The sequence below is a fragment of the Bacillus sp. JK106 genome (assembly GCF_053663355.1).
In genome coordinates this window covers 78,277-103,400 of the sequence record NZ_JBSJQC010000005.1, presented here as the reverse complement: position 1 = coordinate 103,400, position 25,124 = coordinate 78,277, and the positions used below count along the sequence as shown (strand labels likewise).

The following is a 25,124-nucleotide window of genomic DNA, read 5'->3' as shown; positions in this document are numbered from 1 at the left end:
CTTCGTTCCCCCCTTAATGTTTGAAATGTCTGATGCCGGTGAATACCATGGCGATTCCGTATTCATCCGCTTTTTTAATCGAATCTTCATCGCGGACCGATCCGCCGGGCTGGATAATCGCCGTGACACCGGCTTTTGCGGCTTCTTCGACTGTATCCGGCATCGGGAAAAACGCGTCTGATCCGAGCGCGCTGCCTTTTGCTTTTTCTCCGGCCTGCTCAATGGCGATTTTGGCTGAACCGACGCGATTCATCTGTCCTGCGCCCACACCGACCGTCATATGTTCTTTTGCAAGGACGATCGCATTGGATTTCACGTGTTTGACGACTTTCCAGGCCAGCTTCAAATCTTCCCATTCCTGCTCGCTCGGCTCTCTTTTTGTCGGAATGCTGATGTCGGCGTCATCAAATCCATGGACGTCTAAATCTTGAATCAAAAGACCGCCCTGTACGGAAGTCAGCTGTTTTTCTTTCTTTCCTGATGCGGTCACGTCAAGCGTGAGCAGACGAAGGTTTTTCTTCGCCGTCAGCACGTTCAGCGCTTCTTCACTGAAAGAAGGGGCGATAATGATTTCTAAAAAGATGCCGTGAAGGGCTTCAGCCGTAGCCTGATCAACTTCACGGTTCAGCGCGATGATGCCGCCGAAAATGGAAGTTTTATCAGCTTCATACGCTTTATTGAATGCTTCCTCAATTGAAGCTCCCGTACCGACTCCGCACGGATTCATATGTTTAACGGCAACAGCTGCGGGTTCTGTAAATTCCCGGACGATTTGAACGGCCGCATCCGCGTCCTTAATGTTGTTGTAAGAAAGCTCTTTGCCGTGAAGCTGTTTTGCCGCCGCGATGGAACCGGAGACAGGAAGTGCGCTTTGGTAGAAAACCGCCTCTTGGTGAGGGTTTTCACCGTAGCGGAGCGACTGTTTTTTCTCAAAAGTAACGGTGAATTGCTCAGGGTCTTTCTCACCGGCCTCGCGTGTTAAGTAATCAGCGATTAATGCGTCGTATGCCGCGGTATGGCGGAATACTTTGGCCGCAAGCTCGCGTTTTCTTTTGAGTGAAACGCCGCCGTGTTCTTTCATCTCATTGAGCACGGAGCTGTAATCGGCCGGATCTGTGATGACCGTCACATCCTGATGGTTTTTCGATGCGGCGCGCAGCATGCCGGGGCCGCCGATATCAATGTTTTCTATCGCTTCATCGTATGTTACGTCTTCTTTTGAAATCGTTTCTTTAAACGGATAAAGGTTGACGACCACAAGGTCAATCGGTGCAATGCCGTGTTCATTGATCTGCGCCATATGCTCTTCATTGTCTCTTACGGCAAGCAGACCGCCGTGAATATTAGGATGGAGCGTTTTTAACCGTCCGTCCATAATTTCAGGAAATCCGGTCACTTCCGAAATGCCGATGACATCCACACCGTTTTCCTGAAGAAGTTTTTTTGTTCCTCCGGTCGAAATGACTTCGACGCCGAGCTCTGTCAGTTCCTTTACGAAAGGTACGAGATTTGTTTTATCAGAAACACTGATTAGTGCGCGTTTGATTGTCATGCCTTTTCACCTCTGTTATTTAGTCCCAGCAGCTGTTTCACAACGCTCGGATACCATTTGTGCTCAAGCTCGTGTATTGTACGCTCTATGTCTTCAAGCGTATCGTTTTCCTGTATTTCAAATGCTTTTTGCGCGATAATCGGTCCGGTGTCCATGCCTTCGTCGACGTAATGAACGGTAATGCCCGCCACTTTCACACCCGCCCGATACGCCTGTCCGACAGCGTCAATCCCAGGGAATGCCGGAAGAAGTGAGGGATGTATATTAATAATGCGGCCCCCGTATGCTTCAAGCAGCGTATCTCCAATCAGTCTCATATAGCCGGCGAGAACGATTAATTCCGCCCCGTGCAGACACAGCTGTTCAATAATGGCCCGTTCAAAGGCCGCTTTGTTTTCAAAAGATGACGGTTCAAAGGCGAATGACGGGATATGTAGAGCCTCCGCCCTTTCCGCCGCCTTTGCCTGAGGCTTATCCGTCACGAGAAGCGAGAGCTCCGCATCCCACTTCTCTTCTCTCATGCGTTTGGCAATGGCCTCGAAGTTCGATCCGTTTCCTGAAGCAAATACCGCAAACTTTTTCATGAAAGAGCCGCACCGCCGAAAGAAATGCCTTCGCCCCGCTTGACCCGGCCGATCAGATAAGCCTTCTCGCCCTGAGCTTCAAGCGTGCTGATGACGTCTGTCAGGTTTTCTTCTTTAACGGCAAGGACAAAACCGATGCCCATATTAAAGACATTGAACATTTCTTCTTCTTTCAGCTTGCCGTGCTCCTGCAGAAACGGAAAAATCGGCGGGATCGGCCATGAGCCGTGATCAATTTCCGCGCTCAATCCGTCCGGCAGCATTCGCGGGATATTCTCGATGAATCCTCCGCCTGTCACATGCGCCATGCCGTCCACCTTACCGCTTTTCACCGCCTTGAGCACCGGCTTCACATATATTCTCGTCGGTTCCAGCAATTCTTCTCCGAGAGGACGCGCAAACGGTTCATAGACAGTATCCAAATCAAGTCCGCCGTCATCAAGAAGCACTTTTCTCACCAGGGAGAATCCGTTGCTGTGAAGGCCGCTTGAAGTAAGTCCGATTAAGAGATGCCCCTCTTCGATATGTTCACCGGTGACGATTTCGTCTTTTTCCGCGACGCCGACTGAAAAGCCCGCAATATCGTATTCATCAGACGTATAAAGCCCCGGCATTTCCGCCGTCTCACCGCCGATAAGCGCTGATCCTGACTGCTCGCATCCGTCCGCCACACCTTGTACGATCTGCTCAATTTTCACCGGATCAGCCTTGCCGACCGCCAAATAATCAAGGAAAAACAGCGGCTCCGCTCCCTGGGCAAGCACATCGTTTACACACATCGCGACCGCATCGACGCCGATCGTGTCATGCTTATCCATTGAAAATGCGAGTTTCAGTTTGGTGCCGACACCGTCTGTTCCGGAAATCAAAACAGGCTTTTGATACGGAAGCTCTGACAGATCAAACATTCCGCCAAAACCGCCCAGGCTTCCCATAACGCCGAGCCTTTTCGTGCGCTCCACGTGTTTTTTCATTCGTTTGACGGCTTCGTATCCGGCTTCGATGTCAACTCCGGCATTTTTATAAGCATCAGACATCCCTATCACTCCTTGTCAATTCGTTTCTCCTTAAAAGGCAGAAAGAGAAAGGCAGCCTGAATTCCCGCTGCCTTTATGTCATTTTCACATTTTATTTTGTCAGCACCGCTTCTTTTACGTGAGGAAGCACTGTATCCTGATAAATTTCCGTCGGATATTTGCCCGTAAAACAAGCGAGGCATTGTCCGCAATTGGTGTCTTCAAATTTTCGGCCGACTCCTTTTAACAATCCGTCTATACTTAAGAAAGAAAGCGTGTCGGCACCGATGATCTGACGGATTTCTTCCACGGAATGAGAGGAAGCGATCAGCTCCTCATGGGTTGATGTGTCGATGCCGTAGAAGCATGGATGAGCGATCGGCGGTGAACTGATCTTGACGTGCACCTCTGTCGCCCCCGCTTCTCTGAGCATTGTGACAATCCGGCGGCTTGTCGTCCCGCGTACGATGGAATCATCAACCATGACGACCCGTTTTCCTTCGACAACACCGCGGACGGCGGACAGCTTCATTCTGACGCCTTGCTCACGGAGAGCCTGTGACGGCTGGATAAACGTTCTGCCGACATAACGGTTTTTAATGAGACCGAGTTCGTACGGGATGCCCGTTGCTTCGGCATAGCCGATGGCCGCAGAAATACTGGAATCAGGCACGCCTGTGACGACATCCGCTTCAACCGCGGACTCCCGGGCAAGCATTTTCCCGAGGTTTTTCCGGGCGCTGTGCACGTTAATGCCGTCGATATTGCTGTCAGGTCTTGAGAAATAAATGTACTCCATGCTGCAGATGGAACGGTTGATATTCATGGAAAAGCGCTCTGATTTCATGCCTTCATCGTTGATGATCAGCATTTCGCCCGGCTCTACCTCGCGAAGGTACGTTGCGCCGACGACGTCAAATGCGCACGTTTCTGAAGCGACCACATAAGCATCGCCCATGATGCCGATTGACAGCGGTCTGAGTCCGTTCGGGTCAAGCGCTACAATCATCTCTGTTTCTGTCATGATTAAAAAGGCATAAGCGCCTTTCAGCATAGATAGCGAATTTTTGATCTGATCCTTCAGCGAAAAGTGTCCGCTGCGTTTAATCAGATGAGCCAGCACTTCCGTATCGGAGGAAGTCTGAAAAATGCTCCCTTGGTTTTCAAGCTGCTGCTTCAACTGTGTGGCGTTGACCAAGTTGCCGTTATGGGCGAGCGCGAGGCTGCCGTTGTTTTGCGAACGGAACAGGAGCGGCTGGACATTTTCATATCCGCCTCCTCCAGCCGTTGCGTAACGAACATGCCCGATCGCGCCTTTTCCCTTTACTTTGCTGAGCTCGCCGTTTTGAAATACTTCAGTAATCAGCCCTTGGCCTTTGTGCGCCGTCAGTTTTTCGCCGTCAGTCGCGACAATTCCCGCGCCTTCCTGTCCTCTGTGCTGGAGGCTGTGGAGGCCGTAATACGTAATTTGCGGGGCTTCTTCATGTCCCCAGATGCCAAACACACCGCATTCTTCATTCAGGCCTTTGATTTCAGCAAGCATGGAATAGCTCCTTTCCACGCGCGCTCAAGTTCTTTCGTTTGCGCGTGAACCAATTGTTGTCCGTCCTGGTTTTGAATCGCCAGAAGTCCGTCAGCCGTTACCTCACCGATATGAACCGCATCAGCCGCAGCTGCTTCAAACGCCGCTTGGTGTTCTTTTTTGACCGAAACGACGAAGCGTGATTGAGATTCAGAGAATAATAACGCCGCTTCCCCTGCAACAGTCACGTTGGCGCCAAGGTTTTCCGTCGTCATGACGCTTTCAGCAATCGCTACGCCTAAGCCGCCTTCTGATACGTCATGCGCGGATTGAACGAAGCCTTTTTTAATCGCGTCAAGCAATGCTTTTTGGCGTGACAGCTCTATATCAAGATCGATTTGCGGCGCTTTGCCGTAAATGCGGCCTTCTGTCATTTTTTGCAGTTCGCTTCCGGCAAACTCAGGTTTTGTTTCGCCGATCACGTATACAAGATCCCCCGCTTGTTTGAAATGCTGTGTCGTAATATGAGCGGTATCTTCAATTAAGCCGACCATGCCGATAACAGGCGTCGGGTAGATGGCCGTTCCGTTCGATTCATTATAAAGTGATACGTTACCGCCGATGACGGGTGTGCTGAGAACATTGCACGCCTCGCTGATGCCGTCGGCCGCTTTTTCGATCTGCCAGAAAATTTCAGGTTTTTCCGGGTTTCCGAAATTCAGATTATCCGTGACCGCAAGCGGTTCGGCGCCGGAGCATACGATGTTGCGCGCCGCTTCGGCAACGGCGATTTTTCCGCCTTCTTCTGGATCAAGATATAAATAACGGGCGTTGCAATCCGTCGTCATCGCCAGCGCTTTTTTCGTGCCGCGGATTCTGAGCACTCCCGCGTCAGAGCCGGGAGCGACCACCGTATTTGTGCGCACCATGTAGTCATATTGATCATACACCCACTCTTTGCTGGCGATTGTCGGCTGCTGCAGCAGGTCAAAAAGCGTCTCTGTCGCATCTTTCACTTCAGGCGCGGCAACTTCTGTTTCCTGAAACTCGCGGTAGTACGCAGGTTCCGCTGACGGTTTGTGGTATACAGGCGCTTCTTCCGCCAGTGCGTCGACCGGAAGTTCGCAAACAACCTCTCCGTTATGGCGGAGGCGGAGCATTTTATCATCCGTAACATGACCTACGGAAACCGCTTCAAGATCATATTTATCAAAAATATCGACAATTTCCTGTTCACGTCCGCGTTCAATGACGAGAAGCATGCGTTCCTGAGACTCGGAAAGCATCATTTCGTAAGCGGTCATACCCGTTTCCCGCTGCGGAATGAGATCAAGGTTCATTTCAATGCCGGAGCCGGCTTTGCTTGCCATTTCAGCACTCGAACTTGTCAGACCGGCCGCCCCCATATCCTGAATGCCGACTAAGGCGTCGCATTGGATGACTTCAAGGCATGCTTCCAGGAGAAGTTTTTCCATGAAAGGATCGCCGACCTGCACCGCAGAACGTTTTTCTTCAGATGAATCTGACATTTCTTCTGATGCGAAAGTAGCGCCGTGTATGCCGTCGCGCCCCGTTTTAGCGCCGACGTACATGACCGTGTTGCCGACACCTTTCGCCTGGCCTTTTTTAATATCTTTATGATCAATCAAGCCGACGCACATTGCATTGACAAGCGGATTGCCCTCATAGCTTGCGTCAAACTGCACTTCTCCGCCGACCGTCGGGATGCCGATACAGTTTCCGTATCCCGCGATTCCCGCCACTACTTCTTCAAACAAGTACTTCACACGAGGTGAAGTGAGTTCACCAAATCGAAGAGAGTTTAATACAGCTATCGGACGGGCGCCCATTGAGAAAACGTCACGGATAATGCCGCCCACTCCGGTCGCAGCACCCTGGTATGGCTCAAGCGCTGACGGGTGGTTATGCGATTCAATTTTGAACACGACCGCCTGATTGTCACCGATGTCAACGATTCCCGCGCCTTCTCCGGGACCCTGCAGCACGCGTTCGCCGCTAGTCGGGAATTTGCGTAAAACCGGTTTTGAGTTTTTATAGCTGCAGTGCTCTGACCACATCACGGAAAAAATCCCGATTTCCGTGTAGTTCGGCAATCTTCCGATAATAGATTCAATGAGTGCGAACTCGTCATCACTGACACCCATTTGCTGATAGAGTTTCTCTTCTTTTATTTGTTCTTTACTTGGTTCAAGCAGTAGCGACATGAGTTTCCCTCCAATTTTTCACGATAGACCGGAACAATGTAAGACCGTCTGCGCTGCCGAGCAGTTCATCGACTGCGCGCTCAGGGTGAGGCATCATGCCTAATACGTTGCCTTTCTCATTCACGACGCCGGCAATGCCGCTGACGCTTCCGTTAATATCGCCGCCGTATGTGAAGGCGATTTGATTGTTTTCTTTTAATCTTTCAAGCGTTTCGTCATCACAGTAAAAATTGCCTTCGCCGTGGGCAACCGGAATCGTAATCGATTGTCCCTTTTCATAGGAAGATGTGAATAACGTACCGCCGTTCTGCACGATTAATTCAACCGGGCGGCAGATGAACTTTAAATCTTTGTTGCGTCTCATGGCGCCGGGCAGAAGTCCGAGCTCCTGCAGAATCTGGAATCCGTTGCAGACGCCGAGAACCGGTTTTCCTTCGGCAGCCGCTTTTTTCACGGCCGGCATGATGTTTGCGAATCTGGCGATGGCGCCGCATCTCAAGTAGTCGCCGTATGAAAACCCGCCGGGGATGAGTACGCCGTCAAATCCGTCAAGGCTTGTTTCCTCGTGCCAAACATACTCGACTTCTTCGCCGAGTTCGTCCTTTACGGCGTGAAACATATCAATATCACAGTTGGAGCCGGGTAACACAATCACCGCAAATTTCACTGTGCGACAACCTCCTCAACTTCATATCGGTAGTCTTCAATGACTGTATTGGCAAGGAGCTTTTCACACATTTCTTTCACGAGCGCGTCAAGATCGCGGTCAGATTTTTCGATCGTCAGCTCCATGTATTTTCCGATGCGCACATCCTGCACTTCATTGTAGGTCATGCTGTGCAATGCATGCTGCACCGCGCTTCCTTGAGGATCGAGCACACTTTCTTTTAAGCTGACATAAACTTTCACTTTATACATTATGAAATGCCTCCCAGTCTTTTGAAAATCTCTTCATATGCGTCGGTTAAGCTTCCCAGGTTCCGTCTGAACAAATCTTTATCGAGCTTTTCGTTTGTGTCTTTGTCCCATAGACGGCACGTGTCAGGAGAAATTTCATCCGCTAAAAGCACCCGTCCCTCTGCGTCTAAGCCGAATTCCAGCTTAAAATCTATTAATCTGACCCCGCAGTCTTCAAAAATATGCTGAAGTTCTTGATTCACCTGGTTTGTAATCGATTTGATCGTTTCGACATGCTCAGGAGCCGCCGCTTTTAAGAGCCGGATATGATCTTCTGTGATGAGCGGATCGCCGAGTGCGTCATCCTTGTAGTAAAATTCGATAATCGGCTGCGGGAGCTCTGTTCCTTCCGGGATGCCGAGACGTTTCGACATGCTTCCGGCGGCAATGTTTCTGACCACGACTTCAAGCGGAATGATGCTCACTTTTTTGATGAGCTGCTCTGATTCTGAAACACGCTCCACAAAGTGGTTGTCAATTCCTTTGGCGTGCAGATGTTTGAAAATCAGGCTTGAAATTTCATTGTTCAGACGGCCCTTTCCGCTGATCTCCGCTTTTTTCTCACCGTTAAAGGCTGTTGCGGAATCCTTGTAGACCACGCGGAGAATCTGTTCGTCTTCAGTTTGATAAATTCGTTTCGCTTTTCCTTCATAAAGAAGATTATTGTTCACAATATTCACGGAAGGCCTCCTAACCCGAATGTTGGGAATATTCAATCTAAGGCGGCTGAAGAAGCCGCCTCCGGCTGGCTTCTTCTATAAACCTAAACGCTCAAAGATCAAGTCGACGTTTTTCAGATGATAATTGTAGTCAAAGCAATCGGCAATCTGTTCCGGTGTGAGGCGGGACGTGATTTTTTCCTCCGCTTCGACAAGCTGGCGGAACGGCACTTGTTTTTCCCACGCTTCCATCGCTTTCGGCTGAACCGTGTCATATGCTTCTTCACGAGGCAGACCCGTGTCGATTAAAGCGAGCAGCACGCGCTGAGAATAGATTAAACCGAGTGTGCGGTCCATGTTGCGTTTCATATTTTCCGGGAATACCGTTAAGTTTTTGACGATGTTGCTGAATCGGTTCAGCATGTAATTCAGCGCGATTGTCGCGTCAGGAAGAATGATGCGTTCAGCTGATGAATGAGAAATATCACGCTCATGCCATAACGGTACATTTTCGTATGCCGTCAGCATGTACCCGCGGATCACGCGTGCCATGCCCGTCATATTTTCCGACCCGATCGGATTCCGTTTATGAGGCATAGCCGATGAGCCTTTTTGTCCTTTTGCAAAAAACTCTTCCACTTCACGTGTTTCACTCTTTTGCAGACCGCGGATTTCCACTGCGAATTTTTCAATGCTCGTCGCGATCAAAGCCAGTGCCGCCATGTAATCCGCATGACGGTCGCGCTGTAATGTCTGAGTGGAAATCGGCGCCGCTTTCAGGCCGAGTTTTTCGCAGACATACTGCTCTACGAACGGATCAATATTTGCATATGTGCCGACCGCGCCGGAAAGCTTCCCGACTTCGATCCCTTCTTTTGCCTGCTTGAAACGTTCAAGGTTGCGTTTCATTTCTTCGTGCCAAAGCGCGAGCTTCAGGCCGAAAGTCGTCGGTTCCGCGTGTACACCGTGCGTGCGGCCCATCATGACCGTGTATTTATGTTCTTTCGCTTTTTCTTTTATAATGTCAACAAATCTCTCAATGTCCTTGAGCAAGATCTCATTCGCCTGTTTTAATAGATAGGAAAGAGCGGTATCCACGACATCTGTTGACGTCAGGCCGTAGTGGACCCATTTTCTTTCTTCGCCTAATGATTCTGAAACCGCGCGGGTAAATGCAACGACGTCATGGCGCGTATCCTGCTCGATTTCCAAAATGCGGTTGATGTCAAAAGACGCGTTTTCGCGCATGACCTTGACGTCTTCTTTCGGAATGACGCCAAGCTCAGCCCAGGCTTCACAGGCTAAAATCTCGACTTCCAGCCATGCCTGGTATCTGTTTTCGTCCGTCCAGATCGCGGACATTTCAGGTCTTGAATAACGTTCGATCATTATGCTCGTCCTCCGTCTCTTTTCGTCCATATGTTCGTGATGTCCTGAATCCATGTTTCATCAGGCTTCCGCAAAAATGTCATATGCCCCATTTTGCGGCCTTTTTTAATCTCATGTTTTCCGTACAGGTACAGTTTGGCTTCTTTTAAAAGCTCCGTATGCTCCTCCGCAAGCTTCACTTCCTCACCGAGCAGATTCACCATCATTCCCGGTTTGAGAAGATCGGTTCTGCCGAGAGGAAGTCCGCAGACCGCTCTGATGTGCTGTTCGAACTGGCTCGTTTCACAAAGGTCGAGCGTATAATGCCCGGAGTTGTGAGGACGCGGCGCCAGTTCATTGATCAAAAGGTCTCCGTCTTCCGTAACGAACATTTCCACCGCAAGCGGCCCGACAAGCTCCAATTTCTCCGCGAGCTGAACGGCAAGCGCCTCTGCCCGCTTTTGAACCGTTTCCTCCGCTCTCGCGGGCACGATGCTTTGGAACAGAATATTATTTTTGTGGATATTTTCAGCAGCCGGAAAGGTTGAAATCTCACCGTGCACCGATCTCGTCACGATAACGGAAAGCTCCATCCGGAATGATACCCAGCTTTCCAGTATGCACGTGCCGTTTTCTAGCAGCGCGGCCGCTTCATCTGTCTGTCCTTCTTCCTTAATGACAAATTGGCCTTTGCCGTCATATCCGCCGCGGCATGTTTTCAGCACAGCCGGGAGCCCCAGGGCCTGAACAGCTTCCTCAAGCTCCCGTCCGCTGTTTACGATCCGATAAGGAGCGACTTGACAGCCCGCTGACTGGATCGCCTTTTTTTCCGTTTCCCTGTTTTGGGTGATGAGCAGCAGCTCGCTTCCCTGGGGAAGATATGCATGTTCTTTGAGCCAGTTGAGCGCCTCGTAATCGATATTTTCAAATTCGTACGTAATGATGTCACTGACTCCGGCCAATTTTTTAATCGCTTCACGGTCATTATACTGGGCGGTAATCTCAATATCGGCGATCTGTCCGCATGGCGAGTCTTTCACGGGATCGACGACTGCGACTTTATAGCCCATCTGTTTTGCGGCGACAGCCATCATTTTTCCGAGCTGTCCGCCTCCGATAATGCCGATGACGGCGCCGGGATAAATCGTTTTTTTATCAGACAAGCTGATCACTGCTTTCCAGCACCGTTTGTTTTGTAGCATTTCTTCTCGCCTCTAGTTTATCCGCAATGTCACCGTCAAATGCCGACAAAATCTGCGCGGCTAACAGACCCGCGTTCACTGCGCCCGCTTTTCCGATCGCCGTCGTCGCGACCGGCACGCCGCCGGGCATCTGTACGATAGACAGAAGAGAATCAAGCCCGTTAAGCGATTTTGTCTGAACCGGTACGCCGATCACCGGCAGTGTCGTTTTGGCCGCCGTCATACCCGGCAGATGCGCCGCTCCACCGGCTCCGGCAATAATGACTTTTAAGCCTCTGTCTCTGGCGCTTTCTGCATATTCAAACATCAAATCAGGCGTCCGATGCGCGGATACTACCTGTTTTTCATAAGGAATGTGAAGTTCGTCAAGTATGTCGCATGCATGTTTCATTGTCTCCCAATCGGAGGTGCTTCCCATGATGATTCCTGCTAGCGGCTGCATTCTGTTCCCACCTTCTCATGCTTTGTTTTTCAGAAAAAAAAGCCCGGCTTATATTGCAACTATGAGGAAGCAATACAAACCGGGCATGGCGCGCGTATCGTCAGTCGTTCGCTTCTGCGATATCCATGTCAGCTGTTTATCACTTTCCTGCATAGTCCGGCCGTTTACGGCAGCCGGGTAGAAACTTATGGGCCATATTCCCAAGATTATATGAGGTCGTGTTTTGATTTCATGTTTATCTTAACAACGGACTTGGATAATGTCAACGACATTATCGAACGATATAAAAATTCTTTCTTTTAATGTTCGTGTTTAGATCAATTTCCCTTCAAATACGATTTTTTTCCCGCAAGGAACGACTTGAATTGATCCATTTTCTTTCTTTTCTGTAAAGATCGGCTCTTCCATCCGCCGGACGGGCATATAACCCTCTTCCTTCATTAAAGTGAGAATGGTGTCAATCGTTTCATCTTCTGTTACTTCAAACCGTTTCTTTTTTGGCTTTGTCATTCCTTAATTCTCCTCTTCTTCACTGCTTTCACCCAGAATCCGCCGTGGATCGTTTTCGGCTCAAAGGCGATGATAAACGCTTTTTCATCAAGCGTTTTAATCGTATCATAAAGCTGAAGCTCATATTTGCGCGGCGTCAGAATCTGCATGGCGGTCCGGTCTCCTTCAAGTCCGCCCGCAACCCAGCTTGTAACACCGTATCCTTTTTCCCGGAGCTGTTTCGGCAGGTCCAGATCAAGCTCTTTCGTAATGACGTTGACTGTTATGTAGCCGAGCGCCAGTTTTTCTTCAATTTTCATTCCCACTATGACGCCGAGGCCGTAGCCGAGCGCATAGGCAATGACGTTTTGAATTTGATTCAGATTGCCGAGAACGAGACTCAGGCCGGTCACATATACAAGGATTTCAATCGTACTGATGCCTGCGGCGAAATAGCGCTGTCCCTTTAATGTCAGAATCATCCTGATCGTAAAGAAAGAGACATATATAATGTTAATGATGAGAATAATGAGAACCATACCTATACTGTTGGATAAAATTGTCTGCATCACTGATTCCCCTCCTCTGACTTTGAAAAGCCAATCTTTCAATTAAGGATAGTTTACCCTCTTTTCATCATTTTCAAAAGAAAAAAAAGCCCGCCCCGCAAGGCAGACTTTCAAGCTCTTATCAGTGAAGCTCGGCTTTTTTCAATCGTTTGACGGCTTCATATTCCTTCTCAAGTTCACTCAGCGTGTATCCGGACAGTTCCTGAACATGGTCTTGATAAAACCCAGAGCGGATCAGTTTTGTCCTCAGGTGCTGTTTTTTCCGATTAATGGCTTCTCGCAACAACGGGGCCATCTTCATCATCCCTTTCCGAATCATAAAGAGTAGTGCCGCTTTCGAATTGCTGTTGCTCTCATCATATCTCGGCCGGGTCCTCAAAACAACACGCTTTATTAGAAAAATTTGTAAACATTGTGAAAGACAAATTTCGACTTATAAAGGGATCAGCGAAGCAGTAAAGTACTCGGAAATGAGCGGCCATGTCACAGCCGTAAAAACGAGCATGATGATGACCGCCGCGGAAATACAGTACATCACGTCAGCCGCAGGCTTTTCAGCCGATTTGTATAGAATCTGCACAAACTGCACCATCGCCGAGGCGGCCAGAAACAAGGTCAGCGCCGTAAACACCACGGTGATGACCGGCAGATTCAATATCGCGAAAATCATCCACACGATAGAGCAGGCGACAGCCGGAACCAAAAGCGATCCGACCCCCGCGGCCGCATCCCGCATCGTAATTTTCTGCTTCATCATATAACGTGATACAAGCCAGACCGCGCCCGCCGCAGCGGCAAAAAAGACGAGCGTGTACACGAGAACGACGGTAAAGCCGTCAAAAAACGTATGATGCCGCTCCCCGTATCCGAGAGGCCTTTGCTGGCTTGCCCTCAGCTGAAACCAATTTCCGATTGAGAAAAAGATACTGAATACAAGCATTGAAATAAGAGCATATTTAAAGCGGGAAAAGCCGTCTTCCCCAACGACCTTCACCGGTGATGTCAAAATGCGCAGCGCGAAACGGCAATAACGTTTGACAGCGGCCCATGCAGAAGCGAGTTTTTCCGTAAAAGCCGGAGCCGGGCGCCGTTCCTTTTCTTTTTTCTTTTGCTTTTGATAACGTCCCGCATTTCTGGACATTCTCGACAGCGGTTCTTCATCAGTTCCCTGATGCTGTTTTTCTTCTTCCAACGTTTCTTTTCTTTCTTCCGTCATGTCAGCAACTCCTATCAAAAAAATACGGCGGAATTTGTTAAGCAAGAAAATAAAACACTTATATAAGGTACCGAAGCGGCCTTAAACAGTCAAGCGGTTTTCTTCACCCGGACACCCACATGACGTTTTATAGTATGTATTGGTTTTACGGAATAGGACAAAAACAAAAAACCGGCTGTCCTCAGCCGGTTTTTCCGTTATTTCAAGAAGATGAAATACAGGATAAAGATGACGAACAGCCCGTACATAATCGGGTGAACGCTTTTTCCTTTTCCTTTGCAGATCATTGTAATCGGGTAGAAAATAAAACCGATCGCAATCCCCGTCGCAATACTGTACGTCAGCGGCATCATAATCATCGTTAAAAATGCCGGAACAGCCACCTCGAATTTATCCCAGGCGATCTTACCGAGCGGCGCCACCATCAGCGCGCCGACGATAATTAAAGCCGGAGCCGTCACATTCGTGGTGACAACTGACAGAAGCGGCGAGAAAAACATCGCCAGCAAAAAGAGAATGCCCGTCACAATAGCCGCGAACCCGGAGCGCGCCCCCGCCGCAACGCCTGAACTGGATTCAACATAAGAAGTCGTTGTAGACGTACCGAGTACGGCTCCGATAACGATTGATGTTGAATCTGCCAAAAGCGCTCTTCCCGCACGCGGAAGTTTGTTTTCCTTCATCAATCCGGCCTGTGTCGCTACAGCTACCAGCGTACCGGCCGTATCGAAAAATCCGACGAACAGGAACGTTAAAATGACAATCAGCATTTGTACGGAGAAGATATCCGGAAGGTGCATCCACGCCTGTCCGAAAGTCGGCGCAAGACTCGGCACGCTGCCGACAATGTGTGTCGGAACCGGAATCAGCCCGCAGATCATACCGGCAACCGCCGTCAGAAGCATTCCGATAAACACGCCGCCGTTTACGCGAAGCACCATCAGAATGACCGTCACAATAACACCGAAAACCGTCAGCAGCACAGGGCCGCTGTGAATATTGCCGATAGACACCAAAGTCGATGAGTTCGCTTCAATAATGCCCGAACCCTGCAAACCGACAAATGTGATAAACAAACCGATACCCGCGCCGACCGCCAATTTCAGCTCAGGCGGAATCGCATTAATGATTTTTTCCCGCAATCCCGTCAGCGAAAGCGCCACGAAGATAATTCCGGAAATCAAGACGCCGGAAAGCGCAGCCTGCCATGAAATCCCCATGCCGAGTACGACAGAGAAGGCAAAAAACGCATTTAATCCCATACCCGGCGCAATCGCGATCGGATACTTTGCAATGAGCCCCATTAAAATACAGCCGGCCGCAGATGCCAAGGCTGTAGCGGTGAACACCGCGCCCTGATCAATTTTTAATGCTTCTGGAAATCCTTTCACACCGTTTAAAGACAATGTCAGCGGATTGACGAACAGAATGTACGCCATTGACAAAAAGGTCGTTAAACCGCCGATGATTTCATTACGATAGCTTGTCCCCAGCTCATCAAACTGAAAAAATTGCTTCAAGCCAATTGCCTCCTTCATTCTCTCCCATTTATTCTGCCCGTTATCCGCCAAATAAAAAACGCCCCAAATAACATTTTGGGACGCTTGACTACATACGTTCAGTCTGAATAAATAAGAATGGATTATTTATATCAAACGATTGAGATTGATCCGTAGTCAAGCCATTTACGGTAGCTTGGTAGAAACTTGCGGGCCATATTCCCGCCATTATACGATATCTGCATATTTGATTTCTGAGTCTATTGTATCAATTCAATTTTGAAAACTCAATAAAAAAAACGAACAATCCCGTTAAAAAAATTTGGTTTATTCGTTAATTGACCAAAAATGGAAGACGGCAAAAGCCGCCTTCCCGACACTATTTTCCGTCCGCAGGCCGAACCGGCACCGCGAATGTAATCCCCTTGTCATCCGCCAGCAAGTTCATAACCGTTTGATTGACGTACAAAGCATATGAATCGAATGAGAAATCGCGCAATGAATAGTCTTTATCGGATGAATCATCCAATTCAAAAACGGATTCCATTTCACCCGTTTTAAGATTCGTGACTTTCGCCTTATTCCCTTTCAGATAATAGCCTTTTTCATACTCATTAAGCGATGGCCAAGTTTTCATTTTTTTCGTATTGCCGAGACCGATTGATTCACCGACATTCATCAGCTGATCTTCATCCGCCTTGCTTACATCAATTCCGCTGAATTGATAATCGACAATTACCCGTCTGTCTTGCTGTTTGATCTTTTTGATGGTAATGCCGACATGATGATGTTTCGTTTTATAACTGACGGGCAGTTTTGTTTTCAGAGGCACGATTTCTCCCGGCTCTGATTCTGTTTTTATATCGCCCGTTATGAAAAGTGTTTTCGCTTTCGGGTCTATCGGTTTGCTGAATTGAGTTTGGCCGCGTATTCTTTTCCCGCCGCCAGGAAGATTCTTCCTGCCGCCAAGTTCAATATTCGACATCGTCATTTCATAATGGTTTCCAGCATCATCCGTTGCTTCGTCAATCGAGATGGTATCATTTTTAGCTGCATCATAGAAGTCGATAGAATACAGGAGAGCCGATCCCATCGTTCCGTTTTCCGCCCGGGTATCGAAAAAGCGGTATAATCCGTGATTTACATTCACAGCTTTCGTTCCTTCAAGAGAAACGGACTTTTGTTTTTTGATCGGAAGTGTAAAGCGCCAGTTTCCAGGGATATCCTTGATTTGTGTAATGACAAGCGGAAGCTTATCACCGTCTTTCAGCTTTGAGCCGTCCGTGAACAGGCGAAGCTGCCCCGCGTACCGCCCGTCTTTCATTTTTTTCATATCACTGCTGTCATAATCCTCTGCTAACATATTCCGTGGATCTTTATAATCAACTTGAAAAGAGATGCTCTCCTCATCTGATTTCAAATTATCAACGATAAAATTGTAAACGAGCTGTCCGCTGTCGTAATACACACTTTTCACTGTCACCGTGATTCCGCGTGATTCCGCTTTCTCGTTCAGTTTTGTCACCAAATTGCTTTTAAACAGCGCAGAACCTGCCTTATCCTGAAACAGACTGTAAATTTGTCCGGCAACAGGAATGTTTCCCATAGCCGTATTAACGGAGGGCATGAACAAGCCTGAGGACAGATACAGAATAAACAAAGCAGCAGCAACCGCAAGGCCGTTTATCACTTTTCGTCCCCATCTCCGTCTGACGGCGCCTTCTTTTCCGGCACGGACAGCGGCGCTATGTATCACGTTTTTCAATTCAGCTTTCGGCACGTCAATGTTCTGATACAATTGCTTCATTTGATGCTTTTCCATATGTGTTTATCCTCCTTTTCCAGCTCCTGCTTCAATGCTTTTCTCGCCCTGTGCAGATGCGTTTTTACAGTGCCTTCCGCCATTCCGGTCTGTTCAGCGATCATAGCAATCGAGAAATCTTGAAAATAATAAAGCTGAATGGTCAGCTGTATATGTTCGTCAAGCGTTTCCAGGGCATTCCGAAGATCTATGTATTCTTCAATGTTCTTATTCTCCGCGCGCGTATCATGCTGCGGCTCAAACGGAATGACGTCTCCGTGCTTTTTCCTCATCGCAAAAATCGTATGAAGCAGAATCCGGATCAGCCACGTTTTAAAATATTTCGGCTCCTTCAGCTGCGCGATATGAAGAAAAGCCTTGTAAGCCGTTTCCTGCACTGCGTCCAGTGTATCTTCCTTGTGATGCAAATAGAGATAAGCTGTTTTATATAAAGTCTCCTGATGGGTTGTGATCAGTTTTTCAAAGGCTGAGGCATCACCTTTTTTCGCCTTTCTGATCAATCGTTCTTCCTTCACCTTATCCACCTCCTATGCTGTTAGATATGAATCGGGGCAAAACGGTTTCAAAAAGATGAAAAAAAACGCCTCTTTTTTAAAAAGAGACGTTTTTTTCTTCATTTATTCCACTACACCAGTAACACATAGTTAGACTAAATAAAAATGATACTTTCAAAATACCAATAGCTAAAGAACATGCTTTGTTTGAAGTATATTTTATACAGATTTAGAGATTTACTAATTCAGCTAGTTTAGCAGCTATATCTCCGATTGATTCTTCAGATGTATCTAATCCGCTTCTAGACGCTAATAAGGGACTTACTTCTCTCAAGGCATCATAAGTTGTACCATGAACGATTGGGATTAGACGATCTGTAGCAAGTAATACAGACAACTCTTTATCCGCAACACCTTCATTCGAAAGACGGTTCAGGAAAGCAGGAGTCACTAGTACAATTCCGATCTTTGAATTTACCAACCCCTTATCAATAGCTCGTAATAATGGTTGACCAAGTAAGACATCTTTTTCGCTAAACCATACTGATACACCTAAAGTCTCAAGTAAATCATGTAAGTCTTTAGCAGACTCTTTTCTATCATCCCAGGCATGACATAAAAAACTCTGGTTGAGTAACAGTTATTTCTTCTACTTTATCACGAATTGGCGTAAGACTTCTAATTTCCGCTGAAGTATAGAGTACTGTGGAAGTAGACTTTGACCAACGTGCTTTAGAATTACGAGCCGCACTTCCATTGCTGATTGAGTTACTTCTCCCCGTATTTTCTGAAACTGAATAATAAGACGGGAAATAAGTATTGGAACTGTAATAATTACCACGAGAACGTCCTCCACATGCTGGGCAATTTGCTGCAGCACTTGCTGAACTATGTCCTCTTACTGGAGCTGTACATTTAACCATTTTTATACCTCCTGAATATTTATGATTTAGGATTATACTATTAGAATATATTGCCTATTTTTATAATATCAGAAATAAATATTTTATGAAAAAACTTTTTTGATAAATACTAAATCAAATGCCCCTTATTTTCGTAATAAGAGCACTTGTTATCAAAGCCATGTTCAGTTGAATTTTTAACTTTAGTATATGAAATAGCTGCACTTTTTAGATGGACCTCAAAAAATAAAAAGCTCTTCTATCATTTAGATAGAAGAGCTTTGGTGGGGAATCTGGGGGGAATCAATTAATTTCCAGTAAAAATCAACCTTCCTATATCCCATAAATCCCTATTAAATCAGCATAAAAACTTCAATTTAATTATATTTTTTATTCCCACTCAATCGTTGCAGGCGGCTTGCTCGTAATGTCATACACGACGCGGTTGATGTGTTTCACTTCGTTGACGATCCGTGTAGAAATCACTTCAAGCACATCCCAAGGGATACGCGCCCAGTCAGATGTCATGCCGTCAATTGATGTTACGGCACGGATACCGATTGTGTAATCATACGTTCTCGCATCTCCCATGACGCCGACGCTGCGGATGTCAGGAAGAACCGTGAAGTACTGCCAGATGTCGCGCTCTAGGCCGTGATTCGCCACTTCTTCACGCAGAATCGCGTCTGATTCACGAACGATTTCAAGTTTTTCTTCCGTTACTTCGCCGAGTACGCGGATGCCAAGTCCAGGGCCCGGGAACGGCTGACGCCATACGATATCATCCGGAAGGCCGAGCTCTGTGCCAAGCGCGCGCACTTCGTCTTTGAAAAGGGTGTTCAGCGGCTCGATCAGTTCAAACTGCATATCTTCAGGAAGTCCGCCGACATTGTGATGCGATTTGATCGTTTGCGCCGTTGCAGTACCGCTCTCGATAATATCCGTATAAAGCGTTCCTTGCGCAAGATAATCGATGCCTTTCAGCTTGTCCGCTTCATCATCAAATACGTAAATGAATTCGTTGCCGATGATTTTGCGTTTTTGCTCTGGATCAGAAACACCTTTCAGCTTGTTTAAGAATCTGTCTTTCGCATCAACTTTAATGACATTCATATTAAAGCCTTCGCTGAACGTTTTCATGACGCCTTCCGCTTCGCCTTTACGAAGCAGGCCGTGATCGACGAAAATACAAGTCAGCTGGTCGCCGATCGCTTTATGAATTAAAGCAGCCACAACAGAGGAATCAACACCGCCGCTTAGCGCGCAAAGAACCTGCTTGTCTCCGACTGTTTCACGGATTTTTTGCATTTCGATTTCGATAAAGTTTTCCATTGACCATTTGCCTTCACAATCGCAAACGCCGAATACAAAGTTTTTCAGAAGATCATTGCCGTATTCAGAGTGGCGCACTTCCGGGTGGAACTGAACGCCGTACCAATTCTTGTCCGCTTTGCTCATCGCTGAATTCGGGCAGTGATGGCTTGTTGCGTCAACAGTGAAGCCCTCTGGAACTTCTACAACCAAATCGCCGTGGCTCATCCAGACAACTTGTTCTTCCGGAAGATCTTTAAACAAGTCAGGAGTTCCTTGAATCTGAATGTTGGCTTTTCCGTATTCGCGCTGGCTTGCCGCCTCGACTTTTCCTCCGAGGTAATGAGTCATCAGCTGCATGCCGTAGCAGATGCCTAATACAGGAATATCGAGTTCAAAGATTTTTTCGTCACAGCGGAAAGATCCTTCATCATATACACTGTTCGGTCCGCCTGAAAGGATAATTCCTTTTGGATTCATTTCTTTGATTTCCTCAGCTGTCAACGTATGGGGGTGCAGCTCGCTATATACGCCAAATTCACGGATCCGGCGGGTAATCAGCTGGTTATACTGACTGCCGAAATCAAGAACAAGAATCATTTCATTCACTAACTTCGTCATGGTTGTCACCTAATCTCCTCTAAGTTTTTGACACAGAAAAAACGGAGGACAAACGTTCAGCCCTCTGTCGCGCAAGACTTGTACGGAAGCCCGGCTTTTTAACGCTCCCGGGCTCCCATTTAACATTCATTTATTCTAACAACAGGACGATATGCGGTCAAGACTATCTTGTTTTAATTATATTTTCCCACAACTGTCCCGATTCATTCCAAAGCTTTGCGGCATTATCCCTGCGGTATAAGGCCCGCTCATAGCGCAGCGTCAGCTCGGACATGTCGTTTGTATGGTGCGCCTCGTCAATCCTCGCAGCAAAATCGCGCAGTGTTTCTCCGTCTCCCCTGCTGAAACCTTTTCGTTTCAGCTGGCGGAGCAGCGCGGCATATGCGTCGAAAAAGACGTCTTCATCCGTTCGCCGCTTCAATCTGGCTGCTGTAACGTGCGGAATCCAGCGCGCCCGGAACAGCCAGACGAGTGCCGCCGCGGCTGAAATCACGATGACGATGGCTGCATACGGCCACAGGTGTGCCGCGGTTTTGTTGCGGATCACAGGATGCGGTGCCGCGCTGTGATCCCGCTTTTTCGGTGTTTCTTCTTTTTCCGGCTTTGTTTCCTGACGCTGCTTGTCAGACGGTGAATCCGAACCCCCCGCTGAGCCTCCGCTGTCTTTTGCCGCGGTATGATTTTGCTCTGACGTAAACTCCGTCGGATTGGTGAAGCCTTTTGTCGGCTCAAACGTCACCCAGCCCTGATCGGGAAAATACACTTCTACCCACGAATGGGCGTTGTTGTTTGTGACTTCATAAATGTGGCCGTTATGGTCGCCTGCCCCTTTATATTCGCCGGATGTATAGCCCTTCACCCAACGGGCGGGAATTCCCGCGGAGCGGAGCAGCACCGCCATTGCCGATGAAAAGTTATCACAATATCCTCTTTTCGTTTCAAACAGAAATTGATCGACATAATCCTGATTGTGCTCCGGAACCGCGACATCCTGTGTATTATACGAAAATGCGGAAGATCCGAGATAATCCTCGATCGCCTTCGCTTTATCGAACATATTATGATGATCCCGCGTCAGTCTGTCTGCAAGCTGTCTCACTCTTCCCGGAAGGCTGTCGGGGACCTGTAAATACCGGTCATTGAATTGATTCTGCTCACGGTATCGTTTCACTTTCACTTTTCTGAGATCATTCAGCTTAAAGACGGGCGCCTGAAAAGTCACCGTGTACCGTCCCATATTGCGGATGTTGCCCACTTGTTCACTGACCGGCGTAATTTGCTCGGTGTTTCCGTTCATTTCAAGCTGAATCGAGTGCTTCGGTTTAATATTGGAGACGCCGATCGGATACATGACGTGATTATAGAGATAATTCTCATCAATGGACACCTGTGCCGTATACCGTCTCGTCTGCACACTCCGGTCAAACCATACATCTTCCACATTGCCGCCGTTCAGTTTATAGGACATGCCCTGATCGGTCTCCACCCAGCCTTTCCCCGTGTATGTATCTTTCGTTTCCACCCGGAAGTACGCCCGTTCTTTTCCCTTCCATGTAAAAACCGGCGTATCATCCTCCTGAAAAGGGCCGCCCAATGTTTCATCATGATTGCCGTAGCCGATTTTGCTTTCGGCGGCGGGCACTTCTTTGTGGTTTGTTATTTTTTTTAGAAACGGCACGGGATCCGGCCAGTTCGGGTCTGATTTCGGAGCCGCCAGACCGAACACGACGGAAGCGCAGATAAACAGCATCAGCGGCAGAAACCATTTGAGTATCAATCTTTTTTTAAACGCTATGTGTTCCGTAAGCCTGATGCGCTCCATATACAAAAGCCCCATCATCAAAAAGCCGATAAAGACGATCCGGATGACGGCGTACGCGGCATCATAAGGAGTAAACGTATCAAGCACGGTGATATAAGCCACCGTCATGATAAAAAAGAATAAGATTTTCCGCTGATAGATCACCCAGTAATGCAGCAAATACACGAGCAGCCATAAAAGCACAAAAAACAGCAACGTGCGGAATGACGGATTCATATCATTCCATCTTCCGGTCCCGATGTGGCGGGCATTTTGCATCACGTCCCGCAAAAAAGAAACGAGCCATTCCGGCTGAAAAATAGAACCTTTATAAAACAGGATGTGAATACTGATCAACGTAAACAGAATGCAGGACGGCACGGTGACGTACCACCTCATCCGGAAGAATGACAGCAGAAATGCCAAACCGATAAAAACGATGAAAAAACCGGTATGTTTTGTATCCGTAAAATTGTGCAGCGGCCTGAGCCATTCCCATAACAATAAAAAAGCGAGAAAATAAAACAGCAGCAGACTCAGCCTGCTTCCCTGGTTCTCGTCATGCGGCATGGCGCGCCACCTCTCTTTCTAAACAACATGGGACACCTGTTTGCCCCTGATCATTTGCACCTTGATATTTTTTTGAGCGAAGATGAGAGCGAGTTTCCGTTCTTTTTCCGAAAGCGCGGCATTCGTTTCTTTCGCCAAAAACACCGTCATGTCAGCACGGCCGGGCTCAGCCTGTTTGAGAAGGTCTTCTGTAAGACTGCCCGTCACGACGGTAATGGAAGCTTTACCCAGCTCTTTTCCTAAACGCCCGCCTGCATCAGCTTCTTCCGATTCTGAAGCTGATGCCAGGTAACGCAGCATCTGTCTGAAATGCCGGTCTCCCTCCCGGACGGGAAATACAGTCCGGTCGCTCCCCAATGAAATAAATCCTGCGGGAGAGCCCTTCACAAGCGCCGTGTAAAGCAGGGATGCCGAAGCTGACACCGCGGCTTCAAACGAAGGGGACGGCCTGCAGTCCAAAAGGAGAATCATATTCATACTCTGCAGCGGGTCAAATTCCTTCGTCATCAGCTCATTTCGCCGAGCCGATGTTTTCCAGTCAAGTGCGGAAAACCGGTCGCCCGGCTGATAATTTCTGACGCTCGCAGCCATTGCTGTGCGGTGTACCTGAAACGGAGCGCCGGCACCCGCACCCTCTTCTCCGGATGCAGCCTGCGGCTTATAGTGAACAGGCCCGTACACCGGGAAAACCAGAACCGTATCCGTTACGGAAAACGACGCCGTCTTGTCCAAAAGCCCGAGAACATCTCCCGTCCGCACTCTTATCGTATGTAAATGATGCTCTCCGCGCGGCACCTGCGGCAGCTCATATTGTAACGTCAGCTTCCTTTGAAACCAGGGAAACACAAGCTGCTTCGCACTGCGCCTCTCGCCAAGCGTTTCCGGCATCACATCTTCAATGACCATATATGTCAGCGGAAACGGCAGGCGCCTCGTCAGCCTGATGGTGACAGACAGCCTGTCGCCTGAGGTTAACTGGGCGGAGGACACGTCACGCGTCACCTGAAACGCCCGCAGCGGGTACACAGCGACCAGCCCGGCGTAAACGGTAAACGGCAAAAACGCATAAAATAAAAACCAGCTCACAAATCCGCCCTGAAACATGGCATAAGAAAAGACAGCCGCCGTCAGTACGGCCAACATAAGCAGCTTCCAGCCATATAGAAGCCAATGCATCTTCTTTCTCATTAGCGGACCGACATCCTTTGAACGGGAACTTTTTCCGTTTGCATGATGTCTTCTATAACCGCTTCCGCCGTCACATCGTTAAATTTCGCCTCGGCGGTCAAGATCATTCTGTGCGGCAGCGTATACGGAGCTAAATACTGGACGTCATCAGGAATGACGTAATCGCGGTCATGAAGCAGCGCGTACGCCTGTGCGGCTTTCATTAATGAAATTGAACCGCGCGGGCTGACGCCCAGATGTACGGACGGATGCCGGCGGGTATGCTGAATGATGCCGACGATGTACGCTTTAATTCCATCATCCACCCGCACCTGCTCCAGTTTTTGCTGAAGGCTGATAAACTGTTCTTTAGAAATGACGGGCTCGATTGTTTCAAGCGGATTGCGCCCTTCCTGCAAAGACAGAACCCGAAGCTCCTCCTCGGCAGTCGGGTAGCCCATGCGCAGCTTAAATAAAAACCGGTCAAGCTGGGCTTCGGGAAGCGGATACGTTCCTTCATATTCAACCGGGTTTTGTGTGGCCATGACGAAAAACGGCTCAGCCAGCCGCATTGTCTTTCCGTCAATCGTGACATTCCCTTCCTCCATCGCCTCAAGCAGGGAAGACTGCGTTTTCGGAGAGGTTCTGTTAATTTCATCAGCCAGCACGATATTCCCCATGATCGGTCCCGGGCGGTATTCAAATTCCATTGTTTTCGTATTATAAATAGAGACACCCGTCACATCTGACGGCAGAAGATCCGGCGTGAACTGAATCCTCTTAAAGTCAGCTCCGATCAGCTTGGCCAAAGCCCGGACCATCATCGTTTTTCCGACTCCCGGCACGTCTTCCAGCAGCACATGCCCTTTTGCGAGAATGGCGGCCAGACTGAGTATGGCGATATCCCGTTTTCCTATGATGATGTTTTCAATATGCTCAACGGCTTTCTCCAGCAGCGGATGCAGCTCTTCTTTATAAGCCATTCTTCTCCTCCTAGTCATCTCTCAAATTTCAATCATCGTAACCTAACTTTACCACAAAATATAAACAGTATAAAAAAACGTTTCCAGCGAATTGTTTCCAGTCCGAAAAAGGAAAAAAGCTCCCTTTAGAAAGGAAGCTTTATTTCAGCTGGA

At 48.2% G+C, this 25,124-nt stretch carries 22 protein-coding genes, 1 pseudogene and 2 riboswitches; all 23 genes and pseudogenes read right to left on the bottom strand.

The genetic code is table 11. The features are described 5' to 3' along the window. Positions 1-13: 13 nt before the first annotated feature. Positions 14-1,552 carry a bifunctional phosphoribosylaminoimidazolecarboxamide formyltransferase/IMP cyclohydrolase gene (gene purH, locus ACWJJS_RS18015; protein WP_454023782.1) on the bottom strand — a complete coding sequence of 513 codons (1,539 nt, stop codon included), beginning with the start codon at positions 1,550-1,552 and terminating at the stop codon, positions 14-16. After that, the gene (gene purN, locus ACWJJS_RS18010; RefSeq protein WP_454023781.1) at positions 1,549-2,136 is read right to left on the bottom strand and encodes a phosphoribosylglycinamide formyltransferase; all 588 of its coding nucleotides are present in this window, start codon (positions 2,134-2,136) and stop codon (positions 1,549-1,551) included. The genes purH and purN overlap by 4 nt, the downstream gene beginning before the upstream one ends. After that, positions 2,133-3,173, bottom strand: a complete 1,041-nt coding sequence (gene purM, locus ACWJJS_RS18005) for a phosphoribosylformylglycinamidine cyclo-ligase (RefSeq protein WP_015388588.1) — start codon at positions 3,171-3,173, stop codon at positions 2,133-2,135. Before purM ends, purN begins: the two co-directional genes overlap by 4 nt. A 91-nt stretch (positions 3,174-3,264) precedes the next feature. Further along, positions 3,265-4,695, bottom strand: coding sequence for an amidophosphoribosyltransferase (gene purF, locus ACWJJS_RS18000; RefSeq protein ID WP_070081465.1), 1,431 nt, complete (start codon positions 4,693-4,695; stop codon positions 3,265-3,267). Further along, positions 4,671-6,899: a phosphoribosylformylglycinamidine synthase subunit PurL gene (gene purL, locus ACWJJS_RS17995; protein WP_032872542.1), complete on the bottom strand. Its 2,229-nt coding sequence runs from the start codon at positions 6,897-6,899 to the stop codon at positions 4,671-4,673. The genes purF and purL overlap by 25 nt, the downstream gene beginning before the upstream one ends. Beyond that, positions 6,883-7,566 (bottom strand): phosphoribosylformylglycinamidine synthase subunit PurQ, encoded by a 684-nt coding sequence (purQ, locus tag ACWJJS_RS17990; protein WP_007408898.1) that lies wholly within the window; start codon positions 7,564-7,566, stop codon positions 6,883-6,885. Before purQ ends, purL begins: the two co-directional genes overlap by 17 nt. After that, complete coding sequence (gene purS / locus ACWJJS_RS17985) at positions 7,563-7,817, bottom strand: phosphoribosylformylglycinamidine synthase subunit PurS (protein WP_003155758.1); 255 nt, start codon at positions 7,815-7,817, stop codon at positions 7,563-7,565. Before purS ends, purQ begins: the two co-directional genes overlap by 4 nt. Then, on the bottom strand, positions 7,817-8,536 hold the full coding sequence (gene purC, locus ACWJJS_RS17980; protein WP_003155762.1) for a phosphoribosylaminoimidazolesuccinocarboxamide synthase: 720 nt from the start codon (positions 8,534-8,536) through the stop codon (positions 7,817-7,819). The genes purS and purC overlap by 1 nt, the downstream gene beginning before the upstream one ends. A 75-nt stretch (positions 8,537-8,611) precedes the next feature. Further along, complete coding sequence (gene purB, locus ACWJJS_RS17975; protein WP_007408896.1) at positions 8,612-9,904, bottom strand: adenylosuccinate lyase; 1,293 nt, start codon at positions 9,902-9,904, stop codon at positions 8,612-8,614. Next, complete coding sequence (gene purK / locus ACWJJS_RS17970) at positions 9,904-11,085, bottom strand: 5-(carboxyamino)imidazole ribonucleotide synthase (protein WP_070081464.1); 1,182 nt, start codon at positions 11,083-11,085, stop codon at positions 9,904-9,906. Before purK ends, purB begins: the two co-directional genes overlap by 1 nt. Further along, complete coding sequence (purE, locus tag ACWJJS_RS17965) at positions 11,039-11,527, bottom strand: 5-(carboxyamino)imidazole ribonucleotide mutase (protein ID WP_003155768.1); 489 nt, start codon at positions 11,525-11,527, stop codon at positions 11,039-11,041. Before purE ends, purK begins: the two co-directional genes overlap by 47 nt. Before the next feature lie 132 nt (positions 11,528-11,659). Then, positions 11,660-11,761: riboswitch (purine riboswitch) on the bottom strand. 78 nt (positions 11,762-11,839) lie between these two features. Continuing rightward, positions 11,840-12,037: an NETI motif-containing protein gene (locus ACWJJS_RS17960; protein ID WP_007609843.1), complete on the bottom strand. Its 198-nt coding sequence runs from the start codon at positions 12,035-12,037 to the stop codon at positions 11,840-11,842. Then, positions 12,034-12,588, bottom strand: a complete 555-nt coding sequence (locus ACWJJS_RS17955) for a DUF2179 domain-containing protein (RefSeq protein ID WP_014469850.1) — start codon at positions 12,586-12,588, stop codon at positions 12,034-12,036. Before ACWJJS_RS17955 ends, ACWJJS_RS17960 begins: the two co-directional genes overlap by 4 nt. A gap of 118 nt (positions 12,589-12,706) precedes the next feature. Then, positions 12,707-12,880 (bottom strand): Fur-regulated basic protein FbpA, encoded by a 174-nt coding sequence (locus tag ACWJJS_RS17950; RefSeq protein WP_003155777.1) that lies wholly within the window; start codon positions 12,878-12,880, stop codon positions 12,707-12,709. Between the two features lie 138 nt (positions 12,881-13,018). Further along, the gene (locus tag ACWJJS_RS17945) at positions 13,019-13,801 is read right to left on the bottom strand and encodes a hypothetical protein (RefSeq protein WP_014304542.1); all 783 of its coding nucleotides are present in this window, start codon (positions 13,799-13,801) and stop codon (positions 13,019-13,021) included. Positions 13,802-13,998: 197 nt separating this feature from the next. Next, positions 13,999-15,321 carry an NCS2 family permease gene (locus tag ACWJJS_RS17940; protein WP_088461587.1) on the bottom strand — a complete coding sequence of 441 codons (1,323 nt, stop codon included), beginning with the start codon at positions 15,319-15,321 and terminating at the stop codon, positions 13,999-14,001. Between the two features lie 133 nt (positions 15,322-15,454). Beyond that, positions 15,455-15,556: riboswitch (purine riboswitch) on the bottom strand. 123 nt (positions 15,557-15,679) lie between these two features. Further along, on the bottom strand, positions 15,680-17,122 hold the full coding sequence (locus ACWJJS_RS17935; RefSeq protein ID WP_454023780.1) for a DUF4179 domain-containing protein: 1,443 nt from the start codon (positions 17,120-17,122) through the stop codon (positions 15,680-15,682). Then, positions 17,104-17,637, bottom strand: coding sequence for a sigma-70 family RNA polymerase sigma factor (locus ACWJJS_RS17930; RefSeq protein ID WP_454023779.1), 534 nt, complete (start codon positions 17,635-17,637; stop codon positions 17,104-17,106). Before ACWJJS_RS17930 ends, ACWJJS_RS17935 begins: the two co-directional genes overlap by 19 nt. 208 nt (positions 17,638-17,845) lie before the next feature. Continuing rightward, positions 17,846-18,539, bottom strand: a pseudogene (locus tag ACWJJS_RS17925) (toll/interleukin-1 receptor domain-containing protein). Between the two features lie 369 nt (positions 18,540-18,908). Continuing rightward, entirely contained in the window at positions 18,909-20,450 is a 1,542-nt protein-coding gene (guaA, locus tag ACWJJS_RS17920) for a glutamine-hydrolyzing GMP synthase (protein WP_007408887.1), read from the bottom strand. 163 nt (positions 20,451-20,613) lie between these two features. Further along, the gene (locus tag ACWJJS_RS17915) at positions 20,614-22,821 is read right to left on the bottom strand and encodes a DUF4129 domain-containing transglutaminase family protein (protein WP_278071633.1); all 2,208 of its coding nucleotides are present in this window, start codon (positions 22,819-22,821) and stop codon (positions 20,614-20,616) included. Positions 22,822-22,839: 18 nt separating this feature from the next. After that, positions 22,840-24,009 carry a DUF58 domain-containing protein gene (locus ACWJJS_RS17910; protein ID WP_454023778.1) on the bottom strand — a complete coding sequence of 390 codons (1,170 nt, stop codon included), beginning with the start codon at positions 24,007-24,009 and terminating at the stop codon, positions 22,840-22,842. Next, positions 24,009-24,971 carry an AAA family ATPase gene (locus ACWJJS_RS17905; RefSeq protein ID WP_416406114.1) on the bottom strand — a complete coding sequence of 321 codons (963 nt, stop codon included), beginning with the start codon at positions 24,969-24,971 and terminating at the stop codon, positions 24,009-24,011. Before ACWJJS_RS17905 ends, ACWJJS_RS17910 begins: the two co-directional genes overlap by 1 nt. Between the last annotated feature and the right edge of the window lie 153 nt (positions 24,972-25,124).